The organism is Pseudomonas sp. 10C3, assembly GCF_036346185.1.
Classification (GTDB): Bacteria; Pseudomonadota; Gammaproteobacteria; order Pseudomonadales; family Pseudomonadaceae; genus Aquipseudomonas.
The window spans coordinates 166,112-191,764 of the sequence record NZ_JASJVE010000012.1 but is presented as its reverse complement, the minus strand read 5'-3'; the positions used below and the strand labels follow the sequence as shown (position 1 = coordinate 191,764).

Genomic DNA, 25,653 nt, shown 5'->3' with positions numbered 1-25,653 from the left:
GGGGTATAGCGCAGTCCGGTAGCGCGCCTGCTTTGGGAGCAGGATGTCAGGAGTTCGAATCCCCTTACCCCGACCATATTCTACTCAGGCTGTACATGAGTTGAAGATCAAGGCCAGATGCCATGCGCATCGAAGCCAAATAAAAAAGGCGTCCTTCGGGACGCCTTTTTTTATGCCTTTGATTTGAGGGGTAAGCAGGGTATCTACGGCCTAGCGGGCAGAGGCTGGGGCTTTTGATCTGCATGTAGGAGCTGACTTGTCTGCGAATAAGCCCGGCACGAGCTTCCGGCGGGGCTGGGTTTGACCCACAACTTGCGCTTGCGCGGTGAGGGTCAAGACGGTATTCACAAGGGATCAGCGCTTTTCTGATTTTGATAGGGCTGACTTCTCTGCGAAAGGGCAGCTCATAGCGTCAGATAACTCAACAAGCGGCTCAACAGGCCCAGACCAATCACCACGATCAGTACCACCGCAAGGAGCAGCCAAGGCTTGAAAGGCCTGCGCTCGACGGTGTGCACGGGTGTTTGCAGATACTCTTCGACACGTTGTTGATCTTCAGGATTCAGGCGGCTGGTCATTTGAGCCTCATTCGGTCGGCGAAAACACATGAGTGGGAGTCTAGTCGTGAAAACCGGACTCTCTGAGCGTCAGGCATGAATGATCTAAAGGGGTTCGACGCACAGGGTGTCGTCCAGGCGAATAATTCCGCTTTGCAGCACCCGTGCGGTGATTCCGCCATGGCCGCGTAAGGCTTGAAAGGTGCCGTGTCCCAAGCGTTGCTCGAGCCGGGCGCAGGGTTGGCACCAGCCGGTGGTTTCCAGAATCGCCTGGCCGACTTTGAAGCGCCGTCCCTTGAGGCTGAACAGATTGATGCCGCTGATCACCAGATTGCGTCGCAGGTCTTGGGGCACGATGGGGTGTTTCTCCGTGCGGCTCATTAACGAGCTGACCACCGCCAGATGTTCCCACTGGATCAGCGTCACTTGCCGTGCGTTACGCGGGCCTGGCCGCGAATGATCGCCCGTCAGGCCAGCCTCGCGGCGTGCTTCCACCGCTTCAAGCTCAATCATGTCGACACGGGATTCGGGGCGCACGCCAATCCAGCGGACCAGGCCCTGTTGAGGGACATCCGCCAACAGTGCTTGCAGTGGGCTGGTCTGTAACGGGTTCATAAGCTGATTCCAACATCGAAAACGACACTGCGACCTAGATTGGTTCGCAGGAAATCCGGTGCATCCGGGTGTGCGAACAGTACGCGGGCGAAGGTTGGTCCGACCAAGGATAACGAGCGCCAGCCTTGGCGCAGGTATTCAGTGGGCGGCGGGAAATGACTGTTCAGATCGAGCACTTCACGCTTGAGGCTGGCGAAAGCAATGATGTCCAGTTCGCCCAGGTCCAGCCCGCGTTCGCGGTAGTTGTGTGCTTTTTTACGCAAGGTGGGTGCGAGGCGCTGCAACAGCTCATGGGCCGCAATGCGCTTGGGTTTCGCCTCGCGCCGCACCAATTGGCTTAACGAAAACGCACTGCGCCGCCGCTGTAATTCTTCGCGCCACTCGTCGTTCAACCGACGGCCTTCATCGAGAACAAAGAACACTTCGAAACTCGCATCGCGAAACAGCACGTCTGGCGGTTCTTGCCCGGCCGGGGTGAAGTCTTCATTGCGGTGCGTGATGTTCAGGCCTTGCAGCAAACGCTGGCAAACCCAACGCTCACGCTCCCACTTACGCGCATTGGAGAGGAACGCGTTGGCTTGTTCGGCCTGGACCGTAAGCAGGCGTAAATAATCTGAGTCATCCATGAGCCAAGCTTAGCGTTCATTTGAGTCCTGAAAAATAGAGTCTCTCAGACTTTTTACCGAGTAGCCCCTGCCTGCGGCGTTAGGCTTACGGTAAAGATTGAGGCTCATCCGTCTTCAGGACTTGGATTCGAAGAGGTTGTTTGAGTGGTTGGAATGGAAAGTTGCGTCCGTGAAATTTAAATGATAGTTTTTCATGAAATTATTAAATAATAATTTCACAGGCGCCTGTATGTTTCAGCAATCGACCCAGCACATTGCCAGCTATTACGCTCATCCTTTGGAGCGTCCGGCATGAACAAGCAAGAAGAAATCGCTGCCTTGGCGATCCTTATTCACGATTTACGCAAGCACAAGAAATACACCCTGAAGGAACTCGCAGACAAAATCGGTCGTTCTGTCGGCTTTCTCTCGCAAGTCGAGCGTGGCTTGTCACGGCCCACCGTGGCTGACTTGACGGCGATCAGTGAAACCTTTGGGGTACCGACCACCTATTTTTACAGTTTGCCAAAACTCAAGGAGTTGCCTTGGGTTACCCGGCCGGATGAGCGACGCACGCTGTATTACGCCAACGGGATTACCGACATTTTGGTTTCGCCGAAGATGAAGGCCGCCTTCTCCATGCTCGAAAGCCAACTGGAGGCTGGTGCCAGCAGTGGCGAGCGGCACTTGAGCGATAGCTCCGAGCAGGGCGGCTATGTTCTGGAAGGCGAGTTGACGCTGTGGCTGAAGGATGACGAGGCGCCGGTCACCTTGTACCCCGGCGACAGTTTTCAACTGGCCAGCCATGCCCATTGTCGCTACGGCAACCTCACCGATCAGCTCACCCGGGTTCTCTGGGTTTACACCTGATAACACCGACAAAAATCAAAGGAAGAACAACGATGGATGCTGAGTGCTCTGATCTGCTGGCTGAGGTTCGTGCTTTTCGCCAACGCTACCCCGAGGTGCGTTACGTCGACCTGATTTCCCTGGACATTCCCGGGCATTTTTACGGCAAGCGCTATCCGCTGGATATGCTTGAGAAAGTCGCCGCGGGCAGTGCCCTTAAACTGCCGCAGAACTGCGTGCTGCTGGGTGTCCAGGGCGGGCTGTTCAAGATTGGCGACTACTGCTTCAACGACGGCGACCCGGATGCCCGTCGCCGTCTGGTGCCCGGCACACTCAAGCCAGTGAGCTGGGAAGCACAACCCTTGGGGCAGATGTTGATTACCTCCGATGGTACCGAGGCGCCTATCGAGTTCGAACCGCGTGAAGTCCTGGCACAGGTGCTGGATCGCCTGCGCAGCAAGGGTATTCACCCTGTGGTGGCCTTCGAGCTGGAGTTCTATTTGTTCGATAAACAGCTGCGCGACGGACAGCCACAGTTCCCACGCGATCTGTTGACGGACGATGCCGATGATCAGCCGAATATGCACATCGAACGCTTGTCGCGTTTTGCTCCGGTGCTCGATGACATGGTCGAGACGGCGCGGGCCCAGGGCATCGATACCACGGTGATCACGGCCGAGCTAGGCCCGGGTCAATTCGAGATCAACTTTGGTCACCTTGATGACGGCCTGCGTGCCGCCGACTGGGCCGCTTTGTTTTGCCGCAGCACTCGCGGTGTCGCCCTCAAGCACGGTTACCGCGCCAGCTTCATGGCCAAGCCGTATTTGCAGCACCCGGGCAGTGGCATGCACGTACATGTCAGCCTCTACGATGATAAGGGCAATAACCTGCTGGCAGCCAACCAACAACAAGCGCTGCGTCATGCGGTGGCCGGTTGTCTGGAGCTGCTACCCCATTGCATGCCAATCTTCGCACCTAACCAGAATGCCTTTCGCCGTCTGGGCGGCACAGTGAACGCAGCGACGCGGGCCAGTTGGGGTTTTGAGGATCGCGATGCCTGTGTGCGGATTCCCGAGTCGGACCCGCAGAACCTGCGAATCGAATATCGTCTGGCCAGCGCCGACGCCAATCCTTATCTGGTTCTGGCGGCGATCCTGATCGGGCTGGAGAACGGCTTGGCCAACGGCCATGAACCCATCGCGCCACTCAACGAAGACCGGAGCAGCGGCATCGACTTTCCGCTGGAAATACTCGACGCAGTGCGTGCCATGCAAGACGAACCACGGATCCGCGAGAGCCTGGGCGCGGAGTTTGTCGACGTCTACTGCGAGAATAAACGCCAGGACCACTTGGCCTTCATGCAAGAAATCAACGCGCGGGAATACCGCTGGTACCTGTAAACGACGGCTGATGGTTGTTGTGCGCTGACGGGTAACTCTGCCGCCTGAAAGACGGCAGGTTTTTAGCGGATGACTTGTCAGCGAACACCACCATCAACTCTTCAACCAAAGCAATATGACGGGGCACGTGCAGAGACTCGGTGTGAGTACTTACTTGTGCCGTCCGATCAGTTGCAGGAACTCTTGACGGGTCGTGCTGGACTCACGGAATGCGCCCAGCATGACCGATGTGTTCATCACCGAGTTCTGCTTCTCCACCCCTCGCATCATCATGCACATATGCTTGGCCTCGATCACCACCGCCACACCGGCGGCACGGGTGACCTCTTGAATGGCCTCGGCAATCTGTCGGGTAAGGTTTTCCTGAATCTGCAAACGCCGGGCATACATATCGACGATGCGTGCGATTTTCGAGAGTCCCAGGACCTTGCCGGTGGGAATGTAGGCCACGTGTGCCTTGCCGATGAAAGGCAGCAAATGGTGCTCGCACAGCGAGTAGAGCTCGATGTCCTGGACAATCACCATTTCATCGCTTGAAGAGCTGAAGAGTGCGCCGTTGACCACGCTCTCAAGGCTTTTTCCATAGCCGTTACACAGGTATTGCATGGCCTTGGCTGCACGCTTTGGGGTATCGCGCAAGCCTTCTCTCTCAGGATTTTCGCCAATGCCCGAGAGAATCTCACAGTACTGATTAGGCAGTTGGTCATTCATTGAATGTCGTCCTCGCAGGCTCGGCCTTTGGTAAGGGTCTTTAAATGCCGAAAATTCATGAAGGGGGCTGGACTCGGAGGTATCGGGGCAACAGAGGGATGAAGCTGGGCTTGGCACCGCAGTCATCGGGATGTTCGCTTAAGGTCGATGACAGGAAGAGGGCAGTGGCGCAGTGCTGGGTACCTGACCAGTACGACACGTTGCCAACTGCCCTCCGGATAAAAACTTATACGAAAAATAACTACTTGTACAATTATTTGACGTTAATCTCTCGAAAATAGCGGATAAACTTGTACATGTTGATAATTTTTAGACGGCCGTGTACAACATTTTGCGGTGTGACTGTCACGGTGTACGCCTGTGAATTATTGCCTGACGGCCTGTTGGTACGGATGAGGAGAGCTGTAATGAGGACTAAAGCATTTTGCGGGTCACCCACTCTGCCACTGGCGCTCTATGTCGATGGAGATTGCCCGTTGTGCGCTCGAGAGATTGCCTGGCTACGGCGTCATGCCGATCCGACCCGGTTGATACTGATTGATATCAGCGTGCCTGAGTTCGACGCGGGAGGCCTTGATCGAGATGTAAAAGCGTTGCGCGATCGGCTTCATGCGCGCACTGCCAGCGGCACCTGGCTGACAGGTATTGACGCCACCTTATGGAGCTGGCGCGCAGCAGGCCTTGGACGATGGGCTGCGCCCTTGGCTTGGCCTCTGTTGCGACCGGTACTTTTGATCGGCTACACGTTATTCAGCGTATTGCGGCCACATCTTGCATGGTTACCTCACCCTGAAGGCGCCAGACGCTGCAACTCCACAGGTAAATGCAAAATACCTGATTGAGCCGTATGTCTGCGTTCAGGTCTACGATTACGTTGAGTTTAGCGCCCCGGCGTCGGTGTAGACTGCGAGCAAGAATTAAACCGGTACCAGAGGAGAGCGTCGGGTGAAATTTTGGTCAGTATTAATGCTCTGCCTTTTGCCACTGGGTGCGCAGGCGCTTGAAGTCGGCGAGCAGGTGGCCCCATGGACGCTGCTGGATCAGTTCGATCAGGCCTACACCTTGAATGACCAGGCGCAAACCTTGCTGGTCGCTCGGAGCATGGGCGCCGCCAAGCTGGTGAACGCCGCTTTGCAGGGCAAACCCAAGGGCTACCTGGAAGCGCGCAATACCGTATTCGTTGCCGATATCGAGAAGATGCCCGCGTTGGTCGCCAAGCTGTTCGCGGTGCCGGCCATGCGCGCTTACTCCTACCGGGTCATGCTTGATCGCGATGCCCGGGTCGTGCCGCGTTATGCCGGTGACCCCGACAAAGTGCTGTGGCTGCAACTGCATAACGGGCAGCTGGTCAAAGAACAGCAATTCAGCACGGCCGATGAATTGCGTAAGGCGCTTGATCAACCATGATCAGCGCACAGGTCCTGTCCACGGAAACCATGACTGTTGGCTGGCTGCTTTATCTGCCCGTGCTGTTGTGGGCGGTGTGGCGTTCGCCGTGGGTTGAACTGTTTACCGACAGCCGGCGTCAACACCTGCTGTTCGGGACCGTCTTCGCGTTGTTTCTGCTATGGCTGGTGCGGCGTGATTTTGATACCGGTGTGTCGTACCACTTCATTGGCATGACTGCGGTGACCTTGCTGCTCGATTGGCCGCTGGCAATTGTCGGTGGGCTGGCGGCGCAGCTGGGCTTGTTGGCGCTGGGGCGGCAGGATCTTGCGGCTCTGGGGGTGAACGGCATGCTCCTGGTTGTGCTGCCGGTGCTTGTGACTGAAGCCTGCGCGGTAGTGGTGGAGCGGGCCCAACCGAAAAACCCTTTCGTGTACATCTTTTGCTCGGGCTTTTTTGCCGCGGCATTGTCGGCCTTGCTCTGCCTGCTGCTGGGACTAGGTGTGTTGTGGTGGGACGGCCTGTTCGCCATGCCGGAGTGGCTGGAGGATTTTATCGGCTACCTGTGGTTGATCATTTTCCCCGAGGCGTTTATCAACGGCATAGTGATCAGTGCACTGGTGGTTTTTTGCCCCGAATGGCTCGAAACGTTCAATCGAACCCGTTACCTGCAAGCGCCGTGGAACGATGACGGGCCGCGCAAAGGCGACAGCTGATTGAGGTTATCAGCTGTCGCGTTTGATCAATGGTCGTGTGACGGCAAGTCGCCGGAAAACAGTTCGTCTTCGGCATCCGGGCTGACAGGGATCGTATTTTCTCCGGCAGCCCAGGCGCCCAGGTCGATCAGCTTGCAGCGATCAGAGCAGAAGGGACGAAACGGGCTGACAGCGCCCCATTCCACGGGCGCGCCGCAGGTTGGGCAGTCGATGGTCAAAGGTTTGCTCATGGTTGGCCTCCACGCAAGGTTAAATAAAAGTGATGCAGGCGCTCGACTTCGCTCTTCAGCCACGCGGGATCGCGGTCGTTGATCAGCACATCATCGGCGTGACGCAGGCGCTGCTCGCGGCTGGCTTGAGCCTTGAGAATGGCCTGCACCTGTTCCTCGCTGGTACTGTCGCGCTGCATCGTGCGCTGGATCTGCAACTGCTCCGGGGCATCAATGACCAGCACGCGCTGAGTCATCTTGTACTGACCGGACTCCACCAGCAGCGGGGACACCAGAATCGCATAGGGCGATTCGGCGCGTGCCAGGTAACTGATGATCTCCTGACCTATCAGCGGATGGAGCAACGTTTCCAGCCAGCGGCGCTGCTCGGGGTCCTGAAAGATCAGGCCGCGCAACGCGCTGCGATCCAGTTCACCACTGGCCTGCAGCACCTGAGGGCCGAAATGCTCGACGATCTTCGCCAAGGCTGGACGCCCAGGTTCAACCACCCAGCGTGCGGCATTGTCAGCATCCACTAAATGAACGCCGAGGTCGATAAAGTGCTGCGCCGCAGCGCTTTTGCCGCTACCGATGCCGCCGGTAAGGCCGAGAATCCAGGGTTTGAAAGCAGGGTTGGTCATTTGAAACCGGCAAACTGCATGTAGGAGGCGGTTATTTGACCACCCCAGAGCAAAGCAATCCACCCTGCAATCGCCAGATAGGGACCAAAGGGGATCGGTGTGCTGGTCGTGGCATTGCGCAGCCGCAGCATAATCAGGCCCAGCACCGCACCCACCAGCGACGACAGGAGAATCGTCAACGGCAGAATCTGCCAGCCCCCCCAGGCGCCGAGCATCGCCAGCAACTTGAAGTCACCGTAACCCATGCCTTCCTTGCCCGTGACCAGCTTGAACAGCCAAAACACCAGCCACAGGCTCATGTACCCGGCCACTGCGCCCCACAAAGCGTCATGCAGGCTGGTGAACAGGCCGAAGGTATTCACGATCAAACCCAGCCACAACAGCGGCAGCACCAGTGCATCAGGCAGTAGTTGGTGATCCGCATCGATCAGACTCATCGCCAACAAACCCCAGCTCAACACCAGCATCGCCGCCGCTGGCCAGCCAAAGCCGAAATGCCAGGCGATATACCCCGAGAGCACACCGCAGGCCAGCTCAACCAAAGGGTAACGCTTGCTGATCGGCGCCTTGCAGCCAGAGCATTTACCGCGCAGACACAGATAGCTGATCACTGGCAGGTTTTCCCAGGCACGAATCGTGTGCGCGCACTGCGGGCACTGGGAGTGGGGCAGCATCAGGTTGAACGTTTTGCCGATGGGTTCAGCAGGTAACGCCAATACCTCCCGCGCCTGAATTTTCCACTCGCGTTCGAGCATTTTGGGCAGGCGGTAGATGACGACGTTGAGGAAACTACCGATCAGAAGGCCAAGGATCAGGGTGGATAAAACAAAGGCCAGCGGTGAGCTGGCCAGAAAGTCGAGGAGGGGCATGTTTAGACCACAGAGCCGAGCTTGAAGATGGGAAGGTACATGGCGACGACCAGGCCGCCAACGACGACGCCGAGGACAACCATGATGAAGGGCTCCATCAGGCTGGTCAGGTTATCGACCATGTTGTCGACTTCGTCTTCGTAATAAGTAGCGACCTTGTCGAGCATGTTGTCCAGGGAACCGGACTCTTCGCCGATAGCCGCCATCTGAATCGCCAAGGAGGGGAAAACACCCGTGCTGCGCATGGAAAAATTCAGTTGCATGCCAGTGGATACATCTTGCTTGACCTTGTTGACCGCATTTTTGAATACAACATTGCCTGTCGCGCCTGCGACTGACTCCAGCGCTTCGACCAAAGGCACGCCAGCGGCAAACGTAGTGGACAGTGTGCGAGCGTATCGGGCGACCGATGACTTATAAATAAGAGGCCCAATGATCGGTAATTTCAATAGGCCTCTGTCCAGTCCGTCGCGAAACCGCTGCGAATGTTTAAGTGCATATTTGAAGCCGAATATGATTGCGACAACAGCGGCAATGACGATCCACCACCAGTCCTGCAGTATCTGGGACAGGCCTATCACCATCAGAGTGAACGCCGGTAATTCTGCACCGAAGCCGGTAAAAATCATTTGAAACTGCGGCACTACTTTGATCAGCAGAATTGCCGACACCATCAAGGCTACGACCAATACCGCGATGGGGTAGGTCATGGCTTTTTTAATTTTGGCTTTCAGCGCTTCGGTTTTTTCTTTATAGGTCGCAACCCTTTCCAATAAAGTTTCCAGCGCGCCCGCTTGCTCGCCTGCGTCCACCAGACTGCAGTAAAGATCGTCGAAATATTGTGGCTTTTTGCGCAACGCCGAGGCAAAACTGTTACCCGCAGCCACCTCCTGTTTCACCTCATTCACCAGCTTTCGCATATTGGGGTTGTCAAACCCTTCACCGATGATGTCGAAAGACTGCAGCAGCGGAACGCCGGCTTTCATCATGGTCGCCATTTGCCGGGTAAACAGGGCAATATCCAGCGGTGTTATTTTTTTGCCACCACTAAAAATAGAGGTGGATTTCTTGCGTATTTTGCCTGGGGTAATGCCTTGTTTACGTAGCTGAGCCTTGATCAGGGCAGGGTTATGCCCACTTAATTCGCCCGTCAGTTTTGCACCTTTCTTGTCCGTGCCTTCCCAGGAGTAAACACTGACTTTGACTGCTGCTGTTGCCATGTTTAGTCCTTGGTGACGCGGTTGATTTCTTCAAGGCTGGTGACACCCTGCATCGCTTTCATCAAGCCCGAAGTGCGCAGGTCATTAAAACCATCTTTACGCATCTGGATGCCGATATCGATGGCGTTGCCTTCCTCCATGATGATCCGTGCCAGAGCTGGAGTATTTTTCACCACTTCGTAAATCCCGATACGGCCTTTGTAACCGCCATTGCAGTGCTCGCAACCGACCGGCGCATAAATCTTGAAGCTGCCGATGCGGTCTGCGGGAAAGCCTTCCTTGATCAGGGTTTCACGCGGAATATCGATTTCTTTTTTGCAATAGTTGCAGAGCTTACGGGCCAGACGCTGAGCGATGATCAAGTTGATCGCGGTCGCGACGTTGAATGCTGCTACACCCATGTGATGCAGGCGGGTCAGGGTTTCCGCCGCGCTGTTGGTGTGCAGGGTGGACATGACCATGTGCCCGGTCTGCGAAGCCTTGATCGCAATTTCAGCCGTCTCCAGGTCGCGGATCTCGCCGACCATGATCACGTCCGGGTCCTGACGCAGAAACGCGCGCAGCGCTTGGGCGAAATCCATTCCTTGTTTTGGGTTGACGTTGACCTGGTTTATGCCTTCCAGGTTGATTTCTACCGGGTCTTCCGCGGTTGAAATGTTGATGTCGACGGTATTGAGAATGTTCAGGCCAGTGTACAGCGAAACGGTTTTACCCGAGCCTGTGGGGCCGGTGACCAGAATCATCCCTTGCGGCTGTTTCAGTGCCTCCAGGTACAGTGCTTTTTGCTCGGGCTCATAGCCTAGGGCATCAATGCCCATTTGTGCGCTGGACGAGTCGAGAATCCGCATCACAACCTTTTCACCCCACAAGGTCGGCAGGGTGTTGACTCGAAAATCGATCGATTTGGTTTTTGAGATGCGCAGCTTGATCCGGCCATCCTGTGGCCTGCGCCGCTCGGAAATATCCAGCCCGGCCATCACCTTCAAGCGCGCCGCGATTCGACTGGCCAAGTGGATTGGTGGTTTGGCGACTTCATGCAGAATACCGTCGGTGCGCAACCTGACCCGGTAAGATTTTTCGTAGGGCTCGAAGTGCAAGTCTGATGAGCCCAGTTTGATGGCGTCCAGCAGCATTTTATTGACGAAGCGCACCACTGGCGCGTCGTCGGAATCTTGACCTGCAATGGCATCCTGTTTTTTATCGTCAGCGAGCCCGACGTCCAATCCTTCGAGATCGACATCTGCCAGATCGCCCATTCCTGAGGACTGGCTGTCAAAAAACTTGTCGATAGCGTCGGTGAGCTTGTTGTCTTCCACCAGAATGGCTTCGGTGGTCAGCCCGGTATTGAACTGAATATCGGTGATGGCCTGGTGGTTAGTGGGGTCTGATATCCCGATGAACAATTTATTGCCGCGACGCCACAACGGCAACACATTGTGCTGACGAATCAGCTTTTCGCTGACCAGGCCTTTGGGCAGGCTGTCTTTGTCCAGGCTGCTCAGGTCCAGGAACGGCACCCCAAATTGCTCGGAAGCGATCTCGGCCAGCACCAGGCTTTTCACCAGCTTGTTTTGCACCAGGTAGCTGACCAGCGAAACCTTGTCGCGTTGGGCTTGTTGATAAGCCTGTTGCGCAGCTTTTTCGTTGAGCAGGTTGGTCAGCACTAATTGCTTGGCCAGCCCGGTAAGAACAACATCAGTCATAAAACCACCAGACACAGACAGTGGGAGGTTTATAGCGCAGTCGGGCGGCCATGCCAAATAACGGGAAGGAAAGTGACGAAAATTGTCAAACTGAGCTCTTTTAGGGTGGGCGCTGGCTAGGGGGATTAGGCCATAGGTTGTGCAGGCTATTAGGAAGGTCTTGGCACGCGCTGTGCTTTTAGCTAGAAAGGGCAACACTTAATTGACGCTTGGAGACGTACTCATGCAATCACAAAAAGGCTTTACGCTTATCGAGTTGATGATCGTTGTCGCGATCATCGGGATTTTAGCTGCTGTGGCGCTACCGGCTTACAGTACCTATACGCTCAAGGCGAAAGCGGCAGAAGCGACTAGCATATCCTCTCCGGCCCAGACTGCCCTGGCATTGGCGTTCAACGAAAGCTCTTTGATTAACGGATCTACAAACGCAACTCTGGGATTGCCTGCCGCCGCGACTATCACAAGCAAATATGTAACATCGGTAACTGCTGCAGGCACTTCGGCGCTTGGTGGCACTGTCACAGTAGTCATGCAGGGCACGGGTTCTGCTGATATAGATACAAAAACTATTATCTATACCATGACATGTGTAGCTAGTGCGCAGTGCACTTGGGGTATCGGTGGGACGGTCGACGCCAAATATCTTCCGAAGCTCTAATGTCAGTTTTTGACTAGGTACTAGGTATACGTTCTGCTGTTATGCGAAAGTAAACGCATCAACAAAGACAGCTTTAGCGGTTTCTGTTGGTGCGCGCTCAGTATTATGGTGTACGACAGTCAACGACTTCTCCGGAACAAAAAGCAATACTAGCCTCATCCATCCGCCGAAATAGCTCAGTCCGGTAGAGCAGCGCACTCGTAACGCGAAGGTCGTAGGTTCGATTCCTATTTTCGGCACCAGCGTCAGAAAAAGCCCGATCACTGATCGGGCTTTTTCATGCCTGGCGAAACGTCAGAGGCTCAAGCGCATCGACAGGTCCACGGCTTTTACGTCTTTGGTCAGCGCCCCAATGGAGATGTAGTCGACGCCGGTTTCGGCAATCGGCAGCAGGGTGGTGTCGTTGATGCCGCCGCTGGCTTCGAGTTTGGCGCGGCCGGCGGTGAGGCGGACGGCTTCGCGCATGTCGTCCAGGCTCAGTTCGTCGAGCATGATGATGTCAGCGCCGGCAGCGAGGGCCTGGTTGAGTTCGTCGAGGCTTTCGACTTCGACTTCCACCGGCTTGCCGGGGGCGATTTTACGGGCTGCGCTGACGGCTTGGGCAATGCCGCCGCAGGCCGCGATATGGTTTTCCTTGATCAGGAAGGCATCGAACAGGCCAATGCGGTGGTTATGGCAGCCGCCGCAGGTGACGGCGTACTTTTGCGCCAGGCGCAGGCCCGGCAGGGTTTTACGGGTGTCCAGCAGCTTCACCTGGGTGTCGGCGACTTTGTCCGCGTAGAACTGTGCGCACGTCGCAACGCCCGACAGCATTTGTAGAAAGTTCAGCGCGCTGCGTTCGCCGGTGAGCAATGAACGCGCGGGGCCTTCGAGGTGGAACAACGCTTGGTTGGGCTTGACCCGATCACCATCGGTGACCTGCCAGTGCACGGCAACGCGAGGGTCCAGCTGACGAAAAACCGCATCCACCCATGCAGAGCCACTGATCACCGCCGCGTCGCGAGTGATGATAGTGGCTTTGGCGAGGCGTTCTGCAGGGATCAATTGGGCGGTGATATCGCCACTGCCAACGTCCTCAAGCAACGCACGGCGCACGTTGGCTTCGATTTCGGCAGTCAGGTGGGCGAGGCGTAGATTTGGCATAGCGGGCTCCACTTTCTAAGTGGCCGGAGTATAAGGCACCCCACCGCCGCAACCCACCCCGTGACACGCCCCTTGTCTAAAGCCTTGGCGTGCAGTTGGTCGGTTTTATCGACGGCGGTGCGATAGATGGCGTTTTTGAAGGTCTACCCAGCGCAGGTCAATTTCTGCGCGGCGAAGAGTTCACTGGCGCAACAGACATCTTTTGCAAGATACTCCGCCTTGCAATTGACGTCATGACTTTGACGAAAATCGAATTTAAAGGAAATCGCTTTACGGACGGGGCTTACACGTCTTGTCTGTAGAGGGGTTTTGACTGTATTCAAGAGGAAGCTTGCATGCAAAACGACGGAAAAGTGGTGCCGTTGAATAAGGTGACCCCTGAGCAAACGGCGAGTTCGTCGCTGGCCAGGTTGCCCGTCGTATTCTTGCAAGTCCGTGATAAAGCCGCACAGCAACTCAAAGAGGCGCTGCAAACCTTATTCGATAACGCTGACGACACGTTGTTCGAAATGGCGGATCGAGCGCACAACAACGCAGAACAGAATATTTTCTTCGAGGCCATGCGCGACCTGCGCCTCAAGCGCAAAAGCATTGAACGCGGTTTTCTCGACAAGTTTTTTGAGGCCTTCCTGCGTCTGGGGCAATACGAGGTCAACGAGCCGGTCGTTGCGCCGCCCGTGTCCTTCGACAAGCTGGCATTGGTGCACAACGACGATCTGGAAAGAACGGTGGCCGTGGAGGCGATGGTCTCCAAAGTGCTGAGCCGCGATGGCTTTGCCTTGGGCCAGTTGACCACGCGTTTGAACACCCTCATCCCCAAGCGTTTGAGCGACGAAACCAACCCCATGGGGCCGACCTTGTTGTGCGATTTCTTTTTGCAGGCAGGGCGCAGCCTTGGCGTGGAAATCAAGGTCAAACTGATCATCTTCAAGCTGTTTGAAAAGTACGTGCTGGCCGATGCTGATCAGCTGTACGCCGAAGCCAACCAGTTGTTGATCGACAACGGCATTCTTCCTGAACTCAAAGCCGCGCCTGTGCGTCGTGCCGCTGATCGTTCGGCACCCAGCGGACGTTTGTCTCAGGGCGCTGAAGAGGACGTTTCGGCACGCGTCAGTCAGAAATTCGAGCAGGACGTGCAAGAGGTGTTTGCGGCATTGCAGGAGTTACTCTTGCTCGTGCGTGGCCGCGTCACACCCCCGAATGAAGCCAGCACCGAAACCAAGCCGATTTCCAGTCAAGACCTGTTGCGCCTGTTGTCGCATCTGCAGCAGTACGTGCCGACCCCGGAAGCGCAGGATGATTTCGATCTGCGCAATCAGCTGGATCAGTTGTTGGCCCGGGTCAGTATGAGAAGTGGCAAGTTTCGCGTGGTGGCCTTGGTCGATGAGGACGTAATCAACCTGATCGCGATGCTCTTCGAGTTCATCCTTGATGACCGCAATTTGCCGGATTCGCTCAAGGTTTTGATTGGGCGGCTACAAATCCCGATGCTCAAGGTCGCGGTACTCGACAAAAGTTTTTTCAGCCGCGGCACCCATCCGGCGCGGCGGCTGCTCAACGAAATCGCTTCAGCCGCGCTGGGCTGGGGCGGGCGTGACGATAATCTGCGCGACAGCCTGTACCTGCGTGTCGAACACATCGTGCAACGGCTGCTGAATGACTTCGTTGATGACCCGGCGATTTTTTCGGAATTGCTCGCGGACTTTCTGACGTTCACCAACGATGAACGTCGGCGCAGTGAATTATTGGAACAGCGTACTCGCGATGCTGAAGAGGGTCGCGCCAGGGCCGAGTTGGCTCGCCAGCGCGTGCAGCAGGAACTGAACCAGCGTCTGCTGGGCAAGACATTGCCTGAGGCGGTGGTGCGCCTGCTGGAGGAAGCCTGGAGCAAGGTGCTGTTGTTGACCTGCCTGAAGCACGGTGAACAGTCAACGGAGTGGAGTGCGGGTCTGGCTGCCATGGACGATCTGATCTGGAGCGTCGAGCTGCATTCGGAAGCCGATGCTCGCCAGCGATTACTGGATCTGGTCCCCGGTTTACTCAAGTCGTTACGTGATGGTCTGACCAGTGCCGCGTTTGATCCGTTTGCCACCGGCGAATTTTTCAGTCAACTGGAAGCCTTGCATGTGCAGGCCTTTCACCACTTCGCACGTCAGCAGGACCATCAGGAAGACAACCTGGCAGCCTCTGAGCCAGCGTCTGAAATGGTTCAGGTGGTTGAGGAAATCGTCCTGATTGCCGCCGGTGAACAACCGGTAGGCGAGCCCTTGGTTCGCTTGGCGGATGACGATGTCGCCCTGCTTCAGGTCGACACACTGCGGGTGGGCTGCTGGGTGGAAATGCAAGAAGATGACGATCAGGCAATGCGTTGCAAGCTGGCGACCATCATTGAGCCCACGGGCCGTTATATTTTCGTTAACCGCAGAGGCATGAAAGTCCTGGAAAAGACCCGCATGGGCTTGGCTGTGGAGTTTCGTCGTGGCGCCATCCGCCTGCTGGACGATGCGTTGCTGTTTGATCGAGCGCTGGAATCGGTAATCAGCAATCTGCGTCGGCTCAAGCGCGATTAACCTGCCTGCCTGACACAGGCCCACTGTGCAGGCAGTGGCAGCAAATTCATGGGTGAAAGTATTTTCAGACACTGAATATTGCTGCCCCACTTCCCCTTATCGAGGGCATACTTGTGCTCATCGATTCGTCTGTTCAGGGAACCTTTCATGCAGCTGGACTCCGCAAGCGGTTGGTGCCACGGCGCGCATCACTGCCCGTCGCCCAATTTCAATGCGCGACCCGACGCTGACATTTCTCTGCTGGTGATCCACAACATCAGTTTGCCGCCCGCTCAGTTCAAGACCGGTAAAGTCCAGGCCTTCTTTCAGAATCAACTGGATGTCACAGAACACCCCTATTTTGCAGGTATTGCTGATTTACGCGTGTCGGCGCATTTTTTGATCGAGCGAGACGGGGTGGTCACTCAGTTTGTCTCCTGTCTGGACCGCGCCTGGCATGCCGGTGTGTCCAGCTTTGAAGGGCGTGAGACGTGCAATGATTTTTCTATCGGGATCGAGCTGGAGGGCACCGATGATGTGCCGTTTACCGACGCCCAGTATGCTGCGCTGATCGAGTTGACCCGGCAGTTGCAGGCGACGTTTTTGGGTATCACCACGCAGCGAATCTGCGGCCATAGCGATATTGCCCCGGGGCGCAAGACCGATCCGGGCCCCTGTTTCGACTGGGCGCGTTATCGAGCTGCTTTGCAGGATTGAAGTGAGGGACGGGTAATGAGTTTTCTGGTGTTGCTGCTGGCAGTCTGGATAGAGAAGTTTTCGGCCCTGCGCCAGCGCGTTCAGCGTGACGGTGTGTGGCTGCGGGAGTTGGCCAAAATGGAAGCCGGCCCAGGCATGAGCACTCGGCCTTGGCTGATCCTGGCGTTGATGGTGCTATTGCCGGTGTTGCTGCTGGGGCTGGTGTTGATTGTGCTGCAGTCGGTGGCGTATGGCTGGCTGGCGTTTCCGGTGCACCTGCTGGTGTTGATTTACAGCTTGGGGCGTGGCGATCTGTTGGCCGCATTGGGGCCCTTTCGCGATGCCTGGCGCAGAGGCGACGAGCAGGCTGGCAGCCATGTAGCGGAGCGTGACATGAGGGTGGTCGCCGATAACAGCGAGCAACTGCTCGAAGGCGTTCAGAGTTATTTGCTGTGGCAGGCCTATCAAAGCTTCTTTGCGGTGATCTTCTGGTATTTCCTGCTTGGCCCGGCTGCGGCCCTGAGTTATCGGCTGTTGGCTCTGGCCGCTGAACATGGGAAAACCCCGGCACTGGTCGAGCGCGCCGGGCAGTTGCGGCATGCTTTCGATTGGGTGCCGGTGCGTTTGTTGGCCGCCAGTTTTGCGTTGGTCGGCAACTTTGTCGCCGTCACCCGAGTGATGCTGCATGAGCTGCTCAACTGGAACATCAGTGCTGCCCAGTTGGTCACGAAAATCGGTCGGGTTGCGGGCGAAATACCCGCGCCGGTGGTGGGCGCCGACGGCGTCGCCAGCCTTGATGCGCTCTGGGAACTGCTGCTGCGTTCAGCGGTAGTCTGGTATGCAGGCTTTGCCTTGTGGACGTTGCTGGTCTGATCAACGACCGCCGACATTCCCTGTAAACGATTACCCCCGTCTTCGACGCCGCCTGCCCGCGGCGTCTGTCGCGTTTACCTTTAGTTACAAAACCCCCAGTCGATATCAGGTATACAGGTTCTATCGCTAAATAGTGGGTTTGCGCTATTTGGATGATTCGCGGCACCCAATAAAAATAAAAGAAAAGGGAGACTTCTTGTGAAGAGCCTTTTGTACCCGGCTATCGCGTTGATGAACCGTCTGAGCTTTGCGATGAAGTTCACCCTCATCAGCATCCTGTTTTTCCTGCCCATGCTCGTCACCAACTTTTATCTGGTGCGTGATGCGTATCACGAGCTGGTCGGTACCCGCACCGAGCTGGAAAGCCTTGAGCTGCTGGGCACTAGTCTGTCCCTGCGCCGTGACCTGGAAACCCTGACCGATCTGGTAGAGATCAACGCCATTCTTGGCCAGTCCGTGCAAGCCGCGGAACTCGAGGCGCAGATCAGCGCCCTTGAAACCACACTGCTCAACACCCTGCAGAGCCTGACGCCGCTGACGACAGACGTCGCTCAGGTCGCGGCTTTCAATACCAAACGGGACGAATTGATCGCCGACTTCAAGGCGCAACGGGGAGAATCTTCGTTGCAAAACAAAAGTGCCTTGATGGAGAAACTGCGGAACAAGGCTCAGACCTTCAGCAAAGTCATTGCCAGCCAGGCCGGACTCGGCCAGGACGACAGCAGCGATGTGCGGCAACTGATCGAACTGGTCACCAGTGTGACCCCGATGGTTACGCAGATGATTGGCGATGGTCGCGCCATGGGCTCGTATTCGTTGGGCCAGGGCGTGCTTAACTCATCGGCCAGCACCCGCTTCGATGAGCTGTTGCAGAATCTGGAAAAACTTCAGGCCGATTACGGTTTGAAACTGCAAGATGCCATGGACGCCAGCCCGGCCGTGCGCAGGGCACTTGAGGCGTTAGCCAAAGCCAGCCTGGGAACACTCAAGCAAAGCAGTGAGCTGTTCGAAGAACAGGTGGTTTCGGCCGACACGCTGGATATGCCGTGGCAGAAATTTTATCAGCGCACCACCGGGCTGATGGCGCAAACCTATCAACTGAATGATGCAACCCTGGTGTTTCTCAACCAGGAACTGCAAGGGCGACTGGTGCAGAACCGCTCGCACATGATGTTGCTGGTGACGGCACTGGCGGTGGTCTTTTTCCTGATCTTTTACCTGTACGGCGGCTTCTATGCGTCGACCCGGACGACGTTGAAACGACTGGGCGCTGTGATGGACAAAGTTGCGGCGGGCGACATGACCGCCAGTTTCAAGGCTGACAGCCGCGACGAGTTGGGTGAGCTGGGCATGGTGTTTAATGGCACCGTGATGAAAATTCATGACTTGATCGAGCGGGTGGGCCAAACCGTTGTCGAGGTCGAACGTCAGGCCAGTCAGGTCGAGTCTGTATCGGCAGTCAGTAATCAGGCGGTGGCGGGGCAGCGCAGCCAGATCGAGCAGGTTGCCACCGCGATGAATCAGATGTCGGCGACCGCGCTGGAAGTGGCGCGCAGTGCGGCAGCGGCAGTGAGCAGTGCGCACAGTGTCAATCAGGAAACCGTGAGTGGTCGTGGCTTGGTCGAATCACAGCAGGGCAGCATCGCCCGGCTCGCCAGTGAGATTGATCAGTCGGTACTGGTGATCAATCAGTTGGCCAGCGACAGCGCATCGATCAGTCGTGTGCTGGACGTGATCAAAAGCATCGCAGAACAAACCAACCTGCTGGCGCTCAACGCGGCCATCGAGGCTGCGCGTGCGGGTGAGCAAGGCCGAGGGTTTGCGGTGGTCGCCGATGAGGTGCGCACCCTCGCCAAGCGCACGCAACAGTCCACCGAAGAAATTGAACAAATGATCGCCAGGTTGCAAGGTGGCGTTGGCGCGGCCGTCAAGGCCATGGGCGTCAGTCATGAGGTGGCCAACGGCACGGTGGGCCAATCGGAAAAGGTCCAGCGGGCGCTGGAAAATATCCTTGGCGCAGTGGGCATGATCGTCGATCAGAACCAGCAGATTGCGACTGCCGTTGAGCAGCAGACAGCGGTCGCCCACGATATTGATCGAAACATCGTCGAGATCAACCGTGCTGGCGAGCGTACGGCGGAGGGGGCGAATCAGACTGAACACGCCAGCCGTCAACTGTCTGCGCAGGTGGTGGAGTTGAAGCAGCTGATTAGCGCGTTTCGGGTCTGAGGGTATTCAGCCAGCAATGGGAGTCGCCACTGACTCCCAGTTGAACAATTCGCATGCATTACGGGTGCTGGCATCGGCCAGATCGTCGGCGCGCACGCCCATCAAGTCTGCGACCACCCGGCAAATATCGGGCAGGTGCTCCGGGCTGTTACGTTGGTTCGGGTACATCGACGGGGGCATGTCCGGCGCGTCGGTTTCCAGCACCACACTGTCCAGCGGCAGGTCGGCGATGACCCTGTGCATGCGCAGTGCTTGCGGCCAGGTCGCGGCACCGCCCAGGCCAAGCTTGAACCCCAGCTTGATGTATTCCCGGGCTTCTTCCCGACTGCCGGCAAAGGCGTGGATGATCCCGCTGCGTTGCAGTGTGTAGCGTTTGAGCGTGGCAATCACCTGTGCATGGCTGCGCCGCACATGCAGCAGGACGGGCAGTTTGAAGTCGTCTGCGAGTTGCAGTTGCGCCTCGAAAAGCACTTGCTGACGTTCGCGGTCCAGGGCTTCCAGGTAATAATCCAGGCCGATTTCACCGACTGCACAGACTTGCCTATGGCCCTTCAGCCGTGTCAGCCAGTCGCCTAGCTCCGTCAAATGCTCCGGACGATGCTCATCGAGGAACACAGGATGCAGGCCGAACGCGGCGTACAGTCCCGCATCGCTTTGCACCAGATCCCACACGCGCTGCCAGTTGCGCTGATACACGCCCAGCACCACCAACCGTTGCACACCCATGGCCCGACAATTGGCCAGGACTGTCTGACGATCTGCGTCGAAATCCGGGAAGTCCAGGTGGGTGTGGGTGTCGATCAGCGCCATGCTCAGGCCTCGCGAATCCGCTGCTTGAAGGTCCGCGCGATGGCGTGGACGCCAGGTTGGTAGTCATCCTTCTCGATGGCCGCCAGCGCCAGGGCCAGTGCTTTCTCTGCGATCAGGTGATGCTGCTGGGCCATGGCGTTGACCGGCAGGGGTAAAAAATCCAGCAACTGCGTGTCGCCGAACGTGCCCAGGTGCAAGTGTGCAGGGTTGAGCGCGTGGCTTTGCAGCAGGTCGAAAACACCCTGCAACAGCACGTATGAAGTGGTGACCAACGCATCGGGTAAATGCCCGAGCCGTTCGAGCAAATCGCCGGCCAGACGCCGACCGCAGGCACGGCTGAAGGCCTCGCCCTGTTCGAGTATCACTGCGCCCTCGAAACCTTCGAGCGCGTGTTGAAAGCCGGAGGCGCGAGCGCGGCTGATACTGAGCTCAGGGCGCGCACCGATCAGCGCAATGTGTCGTGGCAGCGGCTTGAGCAGGCTGCGGGTAAGTTGCAGGCTGGCTTCATGGTCGTCACTGACCACTGAGCAAAAGCGCGTGGCGTCCATTTCCCGGTCGATGGCAATGATCGGCAATCCGGCTTTCTGTAGCTCGCCGTAGCTGTCATCGCTGTCTGGCAGGCAGCTGGCGACGAACAGGGCATCGCAGCGTCGGGCGCGAAACAGCTGTAACAATTGCAATTCACTGACAGGCGCATCATCGGAGCTGGCGATCAGCAGTTGATAGCCGTGGGCGCGGGCGCCTTGCTCCAACGCTTTGGCGATGCAGGCGTAGCTGGGGTTTTCCAGGTCAGGCAGGATAAAACCGAGGGTGCGGGTGTGGCGGCTGCGCAAACCGGCGGCCTGCGGATTGGGGCGGAAGTCATGCTCCTCGACCACCTTGCGCACGCGCTCGACCGTAGCGCTGCTGATGCGCTGCTGTTCGGCCTTGCCGTTGATCACATAGCTGGCGGTCGTAACGGACACACCGGCCAGACGGGCAATATCAGTGAGTTTCAAGCCGAGAATTCCTTTCGTTGTTTGTGTGCGCGCCGATCTGTGTGGAAATTCTATGTTGCCTGGTGAATGTTCTGCGTCAATCACTCCTCATGAAGCTCCCTGCTTTTTCGTGGGGCTTTGAAAAAACTTCCGCCTGCCATCTGACGGTTGGACTTCAACGGCAGCAGATTATCGAGTAACGTGCCGGACTTGATAGATTAAACGATTCAGCAAGGCAAATTTTCTGCCGTAATCTACAACACGGGACTGTCAGACAGTTATCCCTTCATCGCCTAAGCTGTCGTTCAATTCAACCCGTTCTTGTTCATCGGTTCCTAAAACAAGAAGCAAGCGCCCAACGGCGCTACAAAGGAGAAAGGCATGCTCGAACTCACCGTAGAGCAAATATCCATGGCCCAGACGGCTGTGGATAAGTCCGCCGCATTGCACCTGCTTGCCGATAAGCTGGCTGCCGATGGACTGGTCGCCGAGGGCTACCTTGAGGGTTTACAGGGCCGTGAAGCACAAGGCTCGACTTTTCTGGGCCAGGGCATCGCCATTCCCCACGGTACTCCCGAAACCCGTGACCTGGTCTTCGCCACAGGCGTGCGCTTGCTGCAGTTCCCCGAGGGCGTGGACTGGGGCGATGGGCAGATGGTTTATCTGGCCATAGGTATAGCTGCGAAATCCGACGAGCATCTGCGTTTACTGCAATTGCTCACGCGTGCATTGGGCGAAACCGATCTGGGCGAAGCGTTGCGTCGGGCGAAGAGCCCCGAGGCGTTGCTGAAATTACTTCAGGGTGCGCCGCAGGAGTTGGCGCTCGATGCGCAGATGATCAGCCTTGGCGTGTCGGCGGATGACTTTGAAGAGCTGGTATGGCGTGGCGCGCGGCTGTTGCGCAAGGCCGATTGCGTCAGTAATGGCTTCGCGGCCGTACTGCAACAGGTTGAAGCGCTGCCTCTAGGCGATGGTTTGTGGTGGCTGCACAGCGAGCAGACGGTCAAGCGTCCAGGGTTGGCGTTTGTCACGCCAGATAAACCGATTCGCTTTCTGGGTCAGCCACTCAATGGCTTGTTCTGTCTCGCCAGCCTGGGCGAGGCCCATCAGGCATTGCTTGAGCGTCTATGTGCGCTGCTGATCGAAGGCCGTGGCCACGAGTTGGGCCACGCCACCAGCAGCCGTGCGGTGCTCGCGGTATTGGGGGGTGAACTGCCGCAGGATTGGCCGAGTGAGCGTATTGCACTGGCTAACGCCCATGGCTTGCATGCACGCCCGGCGAAAAACCTCGCGCAATTGGCTAAAGGTTTTGAAGGCGAGATTCGGGTGCGCATCGTCGACAGTAGTGAAGCCGCCGTCTCGGTCAAGAGCCTGAGCAAGCTGCTCAGCCTGGGTGCGCGCCGCGGCCAGGTGCTGGAGTTTATTGCTGAACCGAGCATCGCCGCCGATGCCTTGCCCGCGATACTCGCCGCTGTGCGAGAAGGTCTGGGCGAAGACGTCGAGGCGTTGCCACAGGAAGCCCTGGCCGTTGAAGTTGATGTTGTAATCACCACCGTATCTGAGGCTGAGGCATGGGGCCCGAGTCTGGTTGCACCGGCCGAGGGCAGCCTGATTCAGGCCATCGCAGCGGCCCCCGGTATCGCCATGGGGCCGGCGCACATTCAGGTGCCACAGACCTTCGATTATCCGCTACGCGGAGAGTCCTTCTCTGTCGAACGTGAGCGTTTGCAGCAGGCGCTGGGCGAGATTCGCCAGGATCTTGAAAGGCTGATCCAGCACAGTCAGGCGCAAGCCATTCGCGAGATTTTCACCACCCACCAGGAAATGCTCGATGACCCCGGCCTGACCGATGAAGTCGGCAGCCGCCTGGAGCAGGGCGAAAGCGCGGAAGCGGCCTGGATTGGCGTGATTGACGCCGCCGCACGGCAACAGGAGCTGTTGCAGGACGCCCTGCTGGCCGAGCGCGCCGCGGACCTGCGTGACATCGGGCGTCGGGTGCTGGCTCAGCTGTGTGGTGTCGAGACCATAGTCGAGCCTGAACAACCCTACATTCTGGTGATGGAGGAAGTGGGGCCATCGGACGTGGCGCGCCTGGATCCGGCACGAGTGGCGGGTATTCTGACAGCCCGGGGCGGCGCGACGGCGCACAGTGCGATTGTCGCCCGTGCCTTGGGCATTCCGGCGCTGGTGGGGGCGGGTGATGCGGTGCTGCTGATCGCTCCGGGCACGTTGCTGCTGCTGGATGGTCAGCGGGGACGTCTGAGTGTCGCACCGGATTCGGCGGCCTTGCAGCGTGCCACGCAAGAACGTGATACCCGCGACCAACGTTTGCAGGCTGCGGCGGCGTTGCGTCTGGAGCCTGCGTTGACCCGGGACGGGCATGCCGTCGACGTGTTCGCCAATATCGGCGACAGCGCGAGCACGGCCATTGCGGTCGAGCAGGGTGCCGAGGGCATTGGCTTGTTGCGCACCGAACTGATTTTCATGGCCCACACCCAGGCGCCGGACGAAGCGACCCAAGAAGCCGAATACCGCCGTGTGCTTGATGCGCTCGCCGGGCGGCCTTTGGTTGTCCGGACTCTGGATGTGGGTGGCGACAAGCCCCTGCCGTACTGGCCGATCGATAAAGAGGAGAACCCTTTCCTCGGTGTGCGCGGGATTCGTCTGACCTTGCAACGCCCCCACATCATGGAAAGCCAGCTGCGCGCCTTGTTGCGCGCAGCAGACAATCGCCCGCTGCGAATCATGTTTCCCATGGTTGGCACCGTCGAAGAATGGCGCCAGGCGCGTGACATGACGTTGCGTTTGCGCGAAGAGATCCCGGTCGCGGATTTGCAGTTGGGCATCATGATCGAGGTACCGTCGGCGGCACTCTTGGCCCCGGTGCTGGCCCGTGAGGTGGACTTCTTCAGCGTGGGCACCAATGACCTGACCCAATACACCCTGGCCATCGACCGGGGTCATCCGACGTTGTCCGGGCAGGCCGATGGTTTGCACCCGGCCGTCTTGCAATTGATCGACATCACCGTGCGTGCCGCCCACGCCCATGGCAAATGGGTGGGGGTGTGTGGCGAGTTGGCGGCGGACCCGTTGGCGGTGCCGATCCTGGTCGGCCTGGGCGTGGATGAGCTGAGTGTTGGCGCGCGCAGCATTGGCGAGGTCAAGGCCTGCGTGCGCGAGTTGAACCTGCGTACGACGCAGCAGTTGGCGCAGCAGGCGCTGACCCTGGGGACTGCTGGCGAAGTGCGCACAATGGTGGAAGCCATGTTCATGGAGGTCATGTAATGGCGAAAATTCTGACCCTGACCCTGAACCCGGCGCTGGACCTGACTGTGCAGTTGGATCAGTTGCAGGTCGGCCAGGTCAATCGCAGCAACGCCATGCTCAGCCATGCGGCAGGCAAGGGCCTGAATGTTGCGCAAGTGCTGGCTGACCTCGGGCATGACCTGACGGTGGCGGGCTTTCTTGGTGTCGATAACCAGCAGGCGTTCGAATCGCTGTTTGCGCATCGACAGTTCACCGACGAGTTCATTCGCGTGGCCGGGGAAACCCGCAGCAACATCAAACTGGCGGAAAGCAGTGGACGCATTACCGATCTGAATGGTCCAGGTCCGTTCGTCAGCGAAGACGCGCAGCAGGCGCTGATGGCCCGTCTTGAACAGATCGCTCCCGACTTCGATGTGGTGGTGGTCGCGGGCAGTTTGCCGCGTGGCGTCAGTCCTGAATGGTTGCACGCGCTGCTACTGCGCCTGAAAGCACTGGGCTTGAAAGTGGCGCTGGATACCAGTGGCGAGGCATTGCGGGTTGGATTGACGGCGGGCCCGTGGCTGATCAAACCCAATACCGAAGAGCTGGCCGACGCTCTGGATGCGCCGATCATTTCCATCGCGGCACAGGCTGAGGTGGCGAGCCGCTTGCGGGCACAGGGCGTCGAACATGTGGTGATTTCCCAAGGGTCGGAGGGTGTGCACTGGTTCAGTACCGGTGTGGCCCTGCAAGCCTTGCCGCCCAAGGTGGTGGTTGCCAGCACCGTGGGTGCCGGTGATTCGCTGTTGGCCGGGATGGTTCACGGGTTGCTCGGCGGCCATCCGCCGCAACAGATTTTGCGCACGGCCACCGCCATTGCGGCGATGGCGGTGACACAGATTGGCTTTGGCATCAGCGATGTCGCACACCTGAAGCTGCTGGAAAAAGGCGTCAGCGTGCGCGCCCTGACAGAACAATAAGAGGGATTGTG

24 protein-coding genes and 1 tRNA gene are annotated in these 25,653 nt (G+C 57.6%); 13 read left to right on the top strand and 12 right to left on the bottom strand.

Translation table 11 applies throughout. The features are described from left to right. Window positions 1–404: 404 nt before the first annotated feature. From QN399_RS13905 to QN399_RS13895, 3 genes are all read right to left on the bottom strand, one after another. Window positions 405–578 (bottom strand): DUF3094 family protein, encoded by a 174-nt coding sequence (locus tag QN399_RS13905; RefSeq protein WP_322181978.1) that lies wholly within the window; start codon window positions 576–578, stop codon window positions 405–407. A gap of 84 nt (window positions 579–662) precedes the next feature. After that, complete coding sequence (locus QN399_RS13900) at window positions 663–1,172, bottom strand: MOSC domain-containing protein (protein ID WP_322218017.1); 510 nt, start codon at window positions 1,170–1,172, stop codon at window positions 663–665. Continuing rightward, a complete protein-coding gene (locus QN399_RS13895) occupies window positions 1,169–1,798 on the bottom strand; it encodes a DUF1780 domain-containing protein (RefSeq protein ID WP_322181974.1) in 630 nt (209 codons plus the stop codon). Before QN399_RS13895 ends, QN399_RS13900 begins: the two co-directional genes overlap by 4 nt. 291 nt (window positions 1,799–2,089) lie before the next feature. On the opposite strand from QN399_RS13895, the gene QN399_RS13890 reads away from it, so the two are divergent. Next, window positions 2,090–2,647 (top strand): helix-turn-helix domain-containing protein, encoded by a 558-nt coding sequence (locus tag QN399_RS13890; protein WP_322181972.1) that lies wholly within the window; start codon window positions 2,090–2,092, stop codon window positions 2,645–2,647. 32 nt (window positions 2,648–2,679) lie between these two features. After that, window positions 2,680–4,026 (top strand): glutamine synthetase family protein, encoded by a 1,347-nt coding sequence (locus QN399_RS13885; protein ID WP_323566314.1) that lies wholly within the window; start codon window positions 2,680–2,682, stop codon window positions 4,024–4,026. A gap of 150 nt (window positions 4,027–4,176) precedes the next feature. Here QN399_RS13885 and folE read toward each other — a convergent pair whose 3' ends face one another. Further along, window positions 4,177–4,737 carry a GTP cyclohydrolase I FolE gene (gene folE, locus QN399_RS13880; protein ID WP_330201053.1) on the bottom strand — a complete coding sequence of 187 codons (561 nt, stop codon included), beginning with the start codon at window positions 4,735–4,737 and terminating at the stop codon, window positions 4,177–4,179. A gap of 407 nt (window positions 4,738–5,144) precedes the next feature. On the opposite strand from folE, the gene QN399_RS13875 reads away from it, so the two are divergent. The 3 genes from QN399_RS13875 (at window position 5,145) to QN399_RS13865 (ending at window position 6,839) form a co-directional block, all read left to right on the top strand. Then, window positions 5,145–5,579, top strand: coding sequence for a DUF393 domain-containing protein (locus QN399_RS13875; protein WP_330201052.1), 435 nt, complete (start codon window positions 5,145–5,147; stop codon window positions 5,577–5,579). Between the two features lie 103 nt (window positions 5,580–5,682). Then, window positions 5,683–6,144, top strand: coding sequence for a hypothetical protein (locus QN399_RS13870; RefSeq protein ID WP_322181964.1), 462 nt, complete (start codon window positions 5,683–5,685; stop codon window positions 6,142–6,144). Continuing rightward, window positions 6,141–6,839 carry an energy-coupling factor ABC transporter permease gene (locus QN399_RS13865; protein ID WP_322181961.1) on the top strand — a complete coding sequence of 233 codons (699 nt, stop codon included), beginning with the start codon at window positions 6,141–6,143 and terminating at the stop codon, window positions 6,837–6,839. Before QN399_RS13870 ends, QN399_RS13865 begins: the two co-directional genes overlap by 4 nt. 26 nt (window positions 6,840–6,865) lie before the next feature. Here the strand turns inward: QN399_RS13865 and yacG are convergent, their stop codons facing one another. Genes yacG through pilB form a run of 5 tightly spaced genes read right to left on the bottom strand, consistent with a single transcriptional unit; the run spans window position 6,866 to window position 11,481 of the window. Next, window positions 6,866–7,069, bottom strand: a complete 204-nt coding sequence (gene yacG, locus QN399_RS13860; RefSeq protein WP_322181958.1) for a DNA gyrase inhibitor YacG — start codon at window positions 7,067–7,069, stop codon at window positions 6,866–6,868. Then, complete coding sequence (gene coaE, locus QN399_RS13855) at window positions 7,066–7,689, bottom strand: dephospho-CoA kinase (RefSeq protein ID WP_322181956.1); 624 nt, start codon at window positions 7,687–7,689, stop codon at window positions 7,066–7,068. The genes yacG and coaE overlap by 4 nt, the downstream gene beginning before the upstream one ends. Beyond that, on the bottom strand, window positions 7,686–8,558 hold the full coding sequence (locus tag QN399_RS13850) for an A24 family peptidase (protein WP_330201051.1): 873 nt from the start codon (window positions 8,556–8,558) through the stop codon (window positions 7,686–7,688). The genes coaE and QN399_RS13850 overlap by 4 nt, the downstream gene beginning before the upstream one ends. A 2-nt stretch (window positions 8,559–8,560) precedes the next feature. Further along, window positions 8,561–9,778, bottom strand: coding sequence for a type II secretion system F family protein (locus QN399_RS13845; RefSeq protein WP_330201050.1), 1,218 nt, complete (start codon window positions 9,776–9,778; stop codon window positions 8,561–8,563). A 2-nt stretch (window positions 9,779–9,780) separates the two neighbouring features. After that, window positions 9,781–11,481 carry a type IV-A pilus assembly ATPase PilB gene (gene pilB, locus QN399_RS13840; protein ID WP_330201049.1) on the bottom strand — a complete coding sequence of 567 codons (1,701 nt, stop codon included), beginning with the start codon at window positions 11,479–11,481 and terminating at the stop codon, window positions 9,781–9,783. 223 nt (window positions 11,482–11,704) lie between these two features. On the opposite strand from pilB, the gene QN399_RS13835 reads away from it, so the two are divergent. Together QN399_RS13835 and QN399_RS13830 are read left to right on the top strand one after the other, a co-directional pair. Next, the gene (locus QN399_RS13835) at window positions 11,705–12,139 is read left to right on the top strand and encodes a pilin (RefSeq protein WP_330201048.1); all 435 of its coding nucleotides are present in this window, start codon (window positions 11,705–11,707) and stop codon (window positions 12,137–12,139) included. Between the two features lie 165 nt (window positions 12,140–12,304). Further along, a tRNA-Thr gene (locus tag QN399_RS13830) sits at window positions 12,305–12,381 on the top strand. A 52-nt stretch (window positions 12,382–12,433) separates the two neighbouring features. Here the strand turns inward: QN399_RS13830 and nadC are convergent. Continuing rightward, window positions 12,434–13,282 carry a carboxylating nicotinate-nucleotide diphosphorylase gene (gene nadC, locus QN399_RS13825; RefSeq protein WP_322181946.1) on the bottom strand — a complete coding sequence of 283 codons (849 nt, stop codon included), beginning with the start codon at window positions 13,280–13,282 and terminating at the stop codon, window positions 12,434–12,436. 335 nt (window positions 13,283–13,617) lie between these two features. Between nadC and QN399_RS13820 the strand changes: the two genes are divergently transcribed. From QN399_RS13820 to QN399_RS13805, 4 genes are all read left to right on the top strand, one after another. Next, window positions 13,618–15,852, top strand: a complete 2,235-nt coding sequence (locus tag QN399_RS13820) for a DUF1631 domain-containing protein (protein WP_330201047.1) — start codon at window positions 13,618–13,620, stop codon at window positions 15,850–15,852. 147 nt (window positions 15,853–15,999) lie between these two features. Next, window positions 16,000–16,548 (top strand): 1,6-anhydro-N-acetylmuramyl-L-alanine amidase AmpD, encoded by a 549-nt coding sequence (ampD, locus tag QN399_RS13815; protein WP_322181941.1) that lies wholly within the window; start codon window positions 16,000–16,002, stop codon window positions 16,546–16,548. A gap of 15 nt (window positions 16,549–16,563) precedes the next feature. Further along, window positions 16,564–17,400 (top strand): regulatory signaling modulator protein AmpE, encoded by an 837-nt coding sequence (ampE, locus tag QN399_RS13810; protein WP_322181939.1) that lies wholly within the window; start codon window positions 16,564–16,566, stop codon window positions 17,398–17,400. Window positions 17,401–17,598: 198 nt separating this feature from the next. Then, window positions 17,599–19,629, top strand: a complete 2,031-nt coding sequence (locus tag QN399_RS13805) for a methyl-accepting chemotaxis protein (protein ID WP_322218001.1) — start codon at window positions 17,599–17,601, stop codon at window positions 19,627–19,629. A gap of 6 nt (window positions 19,630–19,635) precedes the next feature. Here QN399_RS13805 and QN399_RS13800 read toward each other — a convergent pair whose 3' ends face one another. After that, on the bottom strand, window positions 19,636–20,445 hold the full coding sequence (locus QN399_RS13800) for a TatD family hydrolase (RefSeq protein ID WP_322182866.1): 810 nt from the start codon (window positions 20,443–20,445) through the stop codon (window positions 19,636–19,638). Continuing rightward, window positions 20,442–21,437 carry a catabolite repressor/activator gene (cra, locus tag QN399_RS13795; protein ID WP_330201046.1) on the bottom strand — a complete coding sequence of 332 codons (996 nt, stop codon included), beginning with the start codon at window positions 21,435–21,437 and terminating at the stop codon, window positions 20,442–20,444. The genes QN399_RS13800 and cra overlap by 4 nt, the downstream gene beginning before the upstream one ends. Before the next feature lie 360 nt (window positions 21,438–21,797). Here cra and ptsP point away from each other — a divergent pair, with 360 nt between their 5' ends. Both ptsP and pfkB read left to right on the top strand, forming a co-directional pair. Then, on the top strand, window positions 21,798–24,701 hold the full coding sequence (ptsP, locus tag QN399_RS13790; RefSeq protein ID WP_330201045.1) for a phosphoenolpyruvate--protein phosphotransferase: 2,904 nt from the start codon (window positions 21,798–21,800) through the stop codon (window positions 24,699–24,701). After that, on the top strand, window positions 24,701–25,642 hold the full coding sequence (gene pfkB, locus QN399_RS13785) for a 1-phosphofructokinase (RefSeq protein ID WP_322181931.1): 942 nt from the start codon (window positions 24,701–24,703) through the stop codon (window positions 25,640–25,642). Before ptsP ends, pfkB begins: the two co-directional genes overlap by 1 nt. Window positions 25,643–25,653: the final 11 nt, after the last annotated feature.